The sequence below is a fragment of the Paenibacillus sp. ACRRY genome (assembly GCF_022346995.1).
Classification (GTDB): domain Bacteria; phylum Bacillota; class Bacilli; order Paenibacillales; family Paenibacillaceae; genus Paenibacillus.
In genome coordinates, this window is record NZ_JAKRNM010000024.1 from 22,112 (window position 1) to 30,912 (window position 8,801).

General features: G+C 51.7%; 6 protein-coding genes and 10 tRNA genes. All 16 read right to left on the reverse strand.

The window, feature by feature from the left end:
• Positions 1 to 62: 62 nt before the first annotated feature.
• Positions 63 to 869 (reverse strand): 5-deoxy-glucuronate isomerase, encoded by an 807-nt coding sequence (gene iolB, locus MH144_RS30510; RefSeq protein ID WP_239305884.1) that lies wholly within the window; start codon positions 867 to 869, stop codon positions 63 to 65.
• Between the two features lie 42 nt (positions 870 to 911).
• Positions 912 to 1,964 (reverse strand): inositol 2-dehydrogenase, encoded by a 1,053-nt coding sequence (gene iolG, locus MH144_RS30515; RefSeq protein WP_239305885.1) that lies wholly within the window; start codon positions 1,962 to 1,964, stop codon positions 912 to 914.
• A 76-nt stretch (positions 1,965 to 2,040) separates the two neighbouring features.
• Entirely contained in the window at positions 2,041 to 3,516 is a 1,476-nt protein-coding gene (locus MH144_RS30520) for a CoA-acylating methylmalonate-semialdehyde dehydrogenase (RefSeq protein WP_275440389.1), read from the reverse strand.
• 48 nt (positions 3,517 to 3,564) lie between these two features.
• A complete protein-coding gene (gene iolC / locus MH144_RS30525) occupies positions 3,565 to 4,575 on the reverse strand; it encodes a 5-dehydro-2-deoxygluconokinase (protein ID WP_095362327.1) in 1,011 nt (336 codons plus the stop codon).
• Between the two features lie 184 nt (positions 4,576 to 4,759).
• On the reverse strand, positions 4,760 to 5,656 hold the full coding sequence (iolE, locus tag MH144_RS30530) for a myo-inosose-2 dehydratase (RefSeq protein WP_239305886.1): 897 nt from the start codon (positions 5,654 to 5,656) through the stop codon (positions 4,760 to 4,762).
• 60 nt (positions 5,657 to 5,716) lie between these two features.
• Positions 5,717 to 7,582, reverse strand: coding sequence for a 3D-(3,5/4)-trihydroxycyclohexane-1,2-dione acylhydrolase (decyclizing) (gene iolD, locus MH144_RS30535; protein ID WP_239305887.1), 1,866 nt, complete (start codon positions 7,580 to 7,582; stop codon positions 5,717 to 5,719).
• Between the two features lie 320 nt (positions 7,583 to 7,902).
• A tRNA-Gly gene (locus MH144_RS30540) sits at positions 7,903 to 7,973 on the reverse strand.
• 11 nt (positions 7,974 to 7,984) lie between these two features.
• Positions 7,985 to 8,058: transfer RNA gene (locus tag MH144_RS30545), tRNA-Pro, on the reverse strand.
• An 8-nt stretch (positions 8,059 to 8,066) separates the two neighbouring features.
• Positions 8,067 to 8,145, reverse strand: a tRNA-Leu gene (locus MH144_RS30550).
• A gap of 15 nt (positions 8,146 to 8,160) precedes the next feature.
• Positions 8,161 to 8,237: transfer RNA gene (locus MH144_RS30555), tRNA-Arg, on the reverse strand.
• Between the two features lie 9 nt (positions 8,238 to 8,246).
• Positions 8,247 to 8,321: transfer RNA gene (locus tag MH144_RS30560), tRNA-Gly, on the reverse strand.
• Between the two features lie 10 nt (positions 8,322 to 8,331).
• Positions 8,332 to 8,412: transfer RNA gene (locus MH144_RS30565), tRNA-Leu, on the reverse strand.
• 11 nt (positions 8,413 to 8,423) lie between these two features.
• Positions 8,424 to 8,496 (reverse strand) — tRNA-Lys (locus tag MH144_RS30570).
• Positions 8,497 to 8,503: 7 nt separating this feature from the next.
• Positions 8,504 to 8,589, reverse strand: a tRNA-Tyr gene (locus tag MH144_RS30575).
• Between the two features lie 11 nt (positions 8,590 to 8,600).
• A tRNA-Phe gene (locus tag MH144_RS30580) sits at positions 8,601 to 8,673 on the reverse strand.
• 19 nt (positions 8,674 to 8,692) lie between these two features.
• Positions 8,693 to 8,770: transfer RNA gene (locus MH144_RS30585), tRNA-Asp, on the reverse strand.
• Positions 8,771 to 8,801 lie beyond the last annotated feature (31 nt).

Below are 8,801 nucleotides of genomic sequence, written 5' to 3' on the forward strand. Positions count from 1 at the left end.
TATGCAGGGGGAAGTCTGCATTCGCAACTCGAAGACACTCCGGAAGGGAGGATAAGACCCAACTATCTTTTCATCAGCCAGTCATGGTCAGGGTCATTATAAAATTTCCAGGTTCGAGTCGGGCCTGCCATCACATTAAGGTAATATACCTCATATCCCGGTGGAGCACCTACTGGGTGGTATCCACAAGGGACAAGCACGACCTCACCATTGTTCACTGCCAATGTTTCATCCACAGATCGATCGTCCGTGTAAATGCGTTGAATGGCAAACCCCTGCTCTGGCTGCACCCGGAAGTAATAGGTCTCCTCCAGTAGTGATTCTTCAGGCAAAGCATCCCGGTCATGTTTATGCGGCGGATAACTCGACCAATGCCCATCAGGCGTAAATACTTCAACGACGAGCAGACTGTCCGCTTCCTTCTGTTCAGGTAAAATGTTATGAATCTGGCGCTCCAGATTACCATATCCGCGGATCTCTACTCCAACATCTTCCGGTGTGATGAGACGTGCCGGATGTGTTCCTTTGCCTGGTGCCGCACATACGGCTACTTCCAAAGCAGAAAGAGCTTTGATCTCCACCTGATCGGAGCTAGAGACATAGACGGAATAAGGAGGTGTTTTCTCAAATATGTTCATTCTCTTCCCAACGTTCTCCCACTCATGCTCCCGCGTACTTATGTTGGCCAGTCCACTGAGCAGTACGACACAGAGTTCCAGATCACCGCTCTCACGGGTGAAGGATTGCCCTTCTGCAAGCTGTACTACCTGAAACCCAACATACTGCCAACCAGCAGACTCTGGAGTTACGTGTATAAGTGTGCCGTCTCCCTCCGAATGTGCTGTCGGTTTCACGATACGTTCTGACATGCCGCAGCCTCTCCTTTCTGTGTGAACGCCTGAATTGAATTTTTATGGCGATGCTGTCTGAGATTCCATTGTCATCCCGGTGACCTCTCGCAGCTTGACAGGCCTCCCCTGTTCCATGGACATCCTTGCAGCCAGTGCTATCCGTTCAGCCTGAACCGCATCATGACCATCTACAATAACGGGTGTATCCTTCAGGATCGCTTCAATAAAAAGGGCCGTCTCCTGCACATAAGCCTCATTGTATCTTTCCAGAAAAAAGTGAAGCGGCTTATCCCGCATAAGCCCTGTCGCTGTACTGATCTCTGCCGTATTGGGATGATCATTCGCAGCTGCTGCACTGCCCAATGAGCCAAACACCTCGACACGCTGATCATATCCATATACCGCTTGGCGGCTATTATCAATGACACCGATGGCTCCATTTTCAAAACTCATCGTCACAATGGCTGTGTCCACATCTCCATGCTCTGCAAACACAGGGTGGATCAGCACATTCCCTTGGGCATATACTTCCTCTACTTCACTTCCCGACAGATAACGTGCCATATCAAAATCGTGAATCATCATATCCATGAAAATCCCGCCAGATACCCTGATATACTCCGCGGGAGGAGGGCTTGGGTCCCGTGAAGTGATTTTGATAATATGCGGATCGCCAATCGTCCCGTCCTGCACGTGGTCCCGTACCCGTTTGAAGTTGTGATCGAAGCGGCGGTTGAATCCGATTTGCAGCTTCACACCAGCCTTTTGCACAGCCGCCACAGCCGCTTGGGTCTGAGCCAAATCCATACTGACCGGCTTCTCGCAGAAAATATGCTTGCCCGCTTGCGCTGCTTGTTCAATTAAAGGTACATGTGTATCCGTCGAGGAGCAGATCAGCACAGCATCCACGTTCGGCATCGAGATCAGCTGACTGCTGTCTGTCGTTACGACCGAAATTCCCCGTGCTGAGGCCCAAGCCTCCAGCTCAGGCCCCGCAAACAAATCACTGATACCTACAATCTCGGCATGCGGGTTGCGCAGGAGATTGTCTGCATGAATTTTACCGATCCGCCCGGCACCGATAATACCAATTCTCACTCTGTCCTTGCCCATTTTGTTATCCTCCTTGTCCCTGTGCGCTCGCTATAGGATGAGGTCTCCCTCTTGGTCTGGCTTATCCCTGGGATTGTTACCAGCGGGCCGTCACCATTTTTTTACGCGTATAAAATTCAACTCCATCCGTACCGTTGGCGTGCAGGTCACCATAGAAGGATTTCTTCCAGCCGGAAAAAGGGAAAAAGGCCATTGGCGCAGGTACGCCCAGGTTAATGCCAAGCATGCCTGCATCAATCGTTTCACGGAATTGTCGCATACTCGCCCCGCTACGAGTGAACAGACACGCCCCATTGGCAAAGTCGGAACGATTCGCCAGCTGGACTGCTTCCTCGAGCGTATCTACTCTAGCTATGGAGAGCACAGGGGCGAAGATCTCATCCTTCCAGATTTTCATGCTGCTCTGAACCTCGTCGAATATGGTGGGTCCAACAAAATATCCGGGCGTGCTTGCCGCTTCATCCTTGCGGCCATCGCGGATCAAGGCTGCGCCTTCCTGTTCTCCGGATTCAATGTAGCTGAGCGTACGTTCTTTATGCGGGCCTCGAATGACCGGGCCGAGGAACACACCCTCATCTAAGCCATTGCCAATCGTGATGCGGTCCGCTGCTTCCACCAGCTTTTGTACCAACGCATCTGCAATATCACCAACGGCCACGACAACCGAACAGGCCATGCAGCGTTCTCCGGCTGAGCCAAAAGCTGCACTGGTGATCTCTTTCACCGTCAGGTCAAGTTCGGCATCCGGCATGACGATCGAATGGTTTTTGGCACCGGCGAGGGCCTGCACCCGTTTTCCGTGTGCGGATGCAGTAGTGTAGATGTATTCAGCCACAGGCTGTGAGCCGACAAAAGAGATGGCTTGAACATCCTGATGTTCAAGCAGTCCGTTCACGACTTCATGCGCACCGTGAACGATGTTAAGTACACCGTCCGGAAGCCCGGCTTCCTTGAACAGCTCAGCCAGGCGCCCTGCGAGCAGCGGGGTTCGCTCGGAGGGCTTCAGCACAAAGGTATTCCCGCACGCAATCGCCAGCGGGAACATCCAGCACGGTACCATCATTGGGAAGTTGAAAGGGGTGATACCCCCTATAACGCCGATCGGGTACCGATACATGCCTGATTCCAGCCCCGTGGCGATATCAGGTAGCTGCTTGCCCATCATCAGATTCGGGGCACCCGCCGCGAATTCGACGCATTCAATGCCCCGCTGTACTTCCCCGTAGGCTTCAGCATAGCTTTTGCCGTTCTCCAATGTGACCAGCCGGGCGAGTTCTTCCCAGTGTTCCACCAGCAACTGCTGGTAGCGGAACAAAACACGCGCACGGCGAGGAACCGGTGTGTTGCTCCAGGATGAGAATGCCTCTCTTGCCGTTTGGACGGCGAGGTCCACGTCTGCCTGTTCTGACAGCGGCACGTGTGCAATGATTTCCTCCGTAGCCGGATTCATGACCGGCTCGGTTCGGGTTGCCGCCGGGGTTACCCAGGCACCCCCGATCCAGTTTTGTACCATCGTCACGGTTGTCGATGCTTCCGAAATCCCTTTTCCCATAGCCCTGTCTCCCTTCGCTTATATGTGTTGCAGCCATTCCTTAGTGATTCAGGACACTATAATCTCGCCCCGATTGCAGCGATCTATATAATCATTCACCTGTTCCACCGTTGGCATCGCATCCGAGCAGCTGTGACTAGAGATGACGATACTTGCTGCTGCGCTGCCATACGCCATACTGCGTTCAATCGTCCAATTCTGCATTAATCCGTACAGGAACCCTGCTGCATAGGAGTCGCCAGCTCCAAATGTCTTCACCACACGCGCTGGGTAGCTGTCTGCACGATGGGATAGCCCCTCGCGGGTATAGGCAATGGAACCCTCCTTGCCATGCTTGATAACGACAATTTTTGCTGAGTAATCAAACCACTTTTGTGAGGTCACCTGATCGCTGCGCTGTGTATTATGGTCAAACGTCTCCATCATGTCGAATTCCTCACGGGTGCCCAGGATGATGTCGCATTTTTCGGCTGCAAGGTTGTAATACACTGCTGTTTCTTCCGCCGATGTCCAGGTATAGGGACGATAATCGAGATCAAATACAATGACGGTTCCATGCTTTTTGGCATACGTTAGTGCCTGAAATACTGCTTCACGAGATGGGCTCTGGGCAAGAGCCGTTCCGGAAATTAGCAGCACTTTGGAATCCTCGATCAGCTGCTCCTGGACTTCACGGGCTTGTAACAGCAGATCAGCTACATGGTCGCGGTACATCAGTATGCTGCAGTCGGTTGGACTTTTGATCTCGGTAAAAGCAAGCCCTGTCACCGCTCCTGTGTCATCGGTTACCACATTGGACGTATCAATTCCGTTGCGTTCCAGATAACTATGGATGAACCTTCCCATCTGGTCATTGGCAATTTTCCCGATAAAGGCCGTCTCCATGCCGAGCCTGGACATGCCAATCGTAATATTGGCCGGAGATCCACCTACATACTTCGTAAACGTCATCGTCTCTTCCATCGGACGGTTAATCTCATTGGCGTTCAAGTCAATGCATAATCTTCCGATTGCGGTGAAATCCGTCTTCCTGGAAGCAGGAAAGGAAACGTAAGCCATGGCTCAGAACCCCTTTCTGAAATGGAATAGTGTTCTAGATTGAAGGTGCTGACCGATCCAGATAAAATATACTCGCTTTTCCGACCGCACCTTCTGTTTTGGTATTTTGCTATGCACATATGAACAACACCTTCGTTACCTAACCCTATGGAAATCATATTAAACTCATGCCGAATCAGATGGGCTACCTAATTATTGAATTCATATACAAGAGGGAACGTTTCGCATACTCATATGGATTATGAATGGCAGGATCCTGCTCGCCTTCAAGCATCGCCCACCCATCGTATCCCCGATCAACCAATTCCTGCAGAATCGGTGCAAAATCAATGCATCCATCCCCGGGTACGGTAAATACCCCTTTGCGAATACAGCCGACAAAATCAGATTGTGCTGCCCGTGCCTCATCCAGTACATCCGGACGGATATCTTTCAAGTGGATATAGGCAATCCGGTCATAATGCTTACGCAGTAAAGCCAGTGGATCGGCTCCCCCGTAGTAGGCATGACCCGTGTCATAAAGCAAGTAAACGAGAGTAGGATCGGTCAATTCCATCAACCTGTCGATCTCCTCCGGCCGTTCCACCACGGTGCCGCCATGGTGATGGTATGTCAGTTTTAATCCATGTTCCCGTGCAATGGCTCCAGCTTCATTCAACCCTTCAGCAAGGATGTGCCACTCTGATTCACTGAGTCTTAGCACTTCCTTCTCATGCGGAGTCCGCCGTGGATCAAAATGCAGGGAGCCCCCTACTTCTGCTGTGCTAATAACCGTACTGCCCATCGATTGCAGAAACTCCGTGTGTCTGCGATAGCTATCCAGCTCTGATTTTCGGTATGCCGGGTCGGAGAACAATACCGACTTCCACTGGGAAACGAGACGGATATTGCGCTTATCTAGTTCCTCACGCAGTGCGGCTGGATCCGTTGGATATTTGCGCCCCATCTCCGTACCGGTCAATCCGAGTCGCTGAATATCATCCAAAATCTGCTCACACGTCGTGTTGTCTCCATGCTCCTTCACATCCTCGCCGACCCAGTTGATCGGATGAATTCCGAGCTGAAATGGCAGTTTGTTCATGGCTCCACGTCTCCTTAATTTGAGTTCAGCATCATGCCCGTTCCAATATAGGGAGCTGAATTAAATGGGCTTTACTTTGGCACGGCTGGCTTGCATTGCATGATGGGCACTTACCACCTTTTCTTCCGTCGATACTTCCGGCACGCCAACATTCCACCAGGATTCGTATCCTCCTGCATTGGTCCCTGGTACAACTGGAATCTCGATAAGTGTAGTCACAATCTCATTCCTTGCATCCCTAAGTGCCTGCTCCAGCTGCTCTGCTGTTTCCGCTCGATATGCTTTTGCTCCCAGACTGCGGGCATGTGCTGCAAAATCCATCGGCATGTAATCACCTGTCAGTCGCCCACTCTCCGATTCCCTATAACGAAACTCGTTGCCGAATCCGTCACTGCCGTGCTCACGCTGCAAATTATGAATGCATTGGAATCCATTGTTGTTGAATAGCAAAATGGTAAACTTCTTCTGTTCCTGCAAGCTGGTTACCAGCTCGGAATGCAGCATCAGGTAACTACCGTCACCAACCATGGCATATACTTCCCGATCCGGCTCGGCAAGCGCTGCTCCAAATGCACCACTCACCTCATAGCCCATACAGGAGAAGCCGTATTCCATGTGATACGTCTTCGGTGCTGCCGCTCGCCATAGGCGATGCAAATCTCCGGGCAGGCTTCCTGCCGCACACACGATGATGGAAGATGGATCGATGGTCCGATTAATAATCCCAACGGCAGTGGTCTGTGCCAAGCCGGCTTCGTGCTTTAGTTCATACAACCGATCTACTTCTCGGTTCCATTCACCTCGCAAGTCAGCAACCTCGGATGGGCCGTAGCCACTACGGTATCCCCGTTCTTGCATTGCCGTTTGCAGAGCTTGCAGGCCTTCTCGTGCATCTGCCAGAATCGCTTCCCCGCCCAGCTTGGCTGCATCCATACCGTTCAGGTTTAGGTTGATAAATGTCACTTCTGGATGCTGAAAAGCGGATCGGGACGCCGTCGTGAAATCCGAGAACCGGGTGCCGACGCCGATCACAACATCTGCATCTCTCGCGAGTCGGTTCGCCGCCAGGGAGCCTGTAACCCCGATGGCCCCCACGTTGAGTGGATGGTCCCAGGACAGTGCACTCTTGCCAGCCTGTGTCTCGGCAACCGGAATGCCAAATGCCTCGGCGAAAGCAGCAAGCTGAACAGACGCCTCGGAATACAACACACCGCCGCCAGCAACCAGCAGCGGCTTCCTACCACGGGCCAGCTGTTCCGCAGCCCGTTCAATGGCTGCCTGAACTGGGGGGCGGCGGTCCAGATAATGCACCTTGCGGGCGAAGAACGCTTCCGGGTAATCGTACGCCTCAGTCTGCACATCCTGTGGCAATGCCAGCGTTACCGCTCCCGTCTCCGCTGGATCCGTGAGAACACGCATCGCCTGTGTTACAGCGATCATCAACTGTTCAGGTCGTACAATTCGATCCCAATACTTGCTCACCGCTTTAAATGGGTCTGTAGCCGAGACGGTATAATCACTGCTCACCTCAAGCTGTTGCAGTACCGGGTCCGGTTCACGTGTAGCAAAGTTATCTCCGGGAAGCAGAAGTACAGGAATCCGGTTCACGGTCGCTGTTGCAGCTGCGGTAATCATATTCAACGCACCTGGGCCGATCGATGTGGTACACGCGTATATTTGCCTGCGATTCTTCTGTTTGGCATAAGCCGCTGCCGTGTGTACCATCCCCTGTTCATTCTTGCCTTGCATGTACGTTAGGCTTCCTGGGCTGCGTTCCAGTGCCTCTCCTATTCCTGTAACATTACCGTGTCCAAAAATACCGATAACACCCTTCACGAATTTGGTCTCCACACCATCTACGGAAATATACTGCTGATCCAGATAGCGGAGCAGCGCCTGGGCCATGGTCAGCCGGATTGTTGTCATGGATTTCATCTCCTTTCCCTTCATGGGTAAAGCGCTTAATCTACGTTAAGTTTAAGCGCCATACCCATAAAGGTTAAGCGCTTAATTGGTATAGTATTACATCATGGCTAAATAGGCAAGATATTTTTGTAAGCGTTTCACAAAAAAAGGTCTAATCTGATCTGTATGCTGCCAATCTACATTCCACATGGTGAAATAGCATACGCTCAAGTTCAAAAGAATTTAATTTAATTGTGGTGAGGATGTAGGTCTTGTGAAAATCCTAAGAATGCACAAAAAAAGAGATGATCATGATCATCTCTTTTTTCTCTATATCGGTAAGCGGGTGATGGGAATCGAACCCACGCTATTAGCTTGGAAGGCTAAAGTTCTACCATTGAACTACACCCGCGTAAAATAATATCGGGATGACACGATTTGAACATGCGACCCCCTGGTCCCAAACCAGGTGCTCTACCAAGCTGAGCTACATCCCGTTATATTATACCGGCGAGAGGACTCGAACCTCCACGGTTTCCCACTCGATTTTGAGTCGAGCGCGTCTGCCATTCCGCCACGCCGGCATATGAAGTTATAAATGGCGCGCCCTGAGAGATTCGAACTCCCGGCCTTTTGATTCGTAGTCAAACGCTCTATCCAGCTGAGCTAAGGGCGCATATTTAATTGGAGCGGACGACGGGAATCGAACCCGCGACCCTCGCCTTGGCAAGGCGATGCTCTACCGCTGAGCCACGTCCGCGTATAAGGGATGCGCGTGGAGGGACTTGAACCCCCACGTCAAAGACGCTAGATCCTAAGTCTAGTGCGTCTGCCAATTCCGCCACACGCGCATATATAAAAGTGAGTCATGAAGGGCTCGAACCTTCGACACCCTGATTAAAAGTCAGGTGCTCTACCAACTGAGCTAATGACTCATAAAACTGGTGGAGGATGATGGATTCGAACCACCGAACCCGTACGGGAGCAGATTTACAGTCTGATGCGTTTGGCCACTTCGCTAATCCTCCAAGATTAAAGGTGGCTCGGGACGGAATCGAACCGCCGACACGAGGATTTTCAGTCCTCTGCTCTACCGACTGAGCTACCGAGCCTTATTTTATTTTAGATTAATGGCGGAACCGACGGGATTCGAACCCGCGATCTCCTGCGTGACAGGCAGGCATGTTAGGCCAACTACACCACGGTTCCAGGCATTAATGGTGCCGGCGAGAGGACTTGA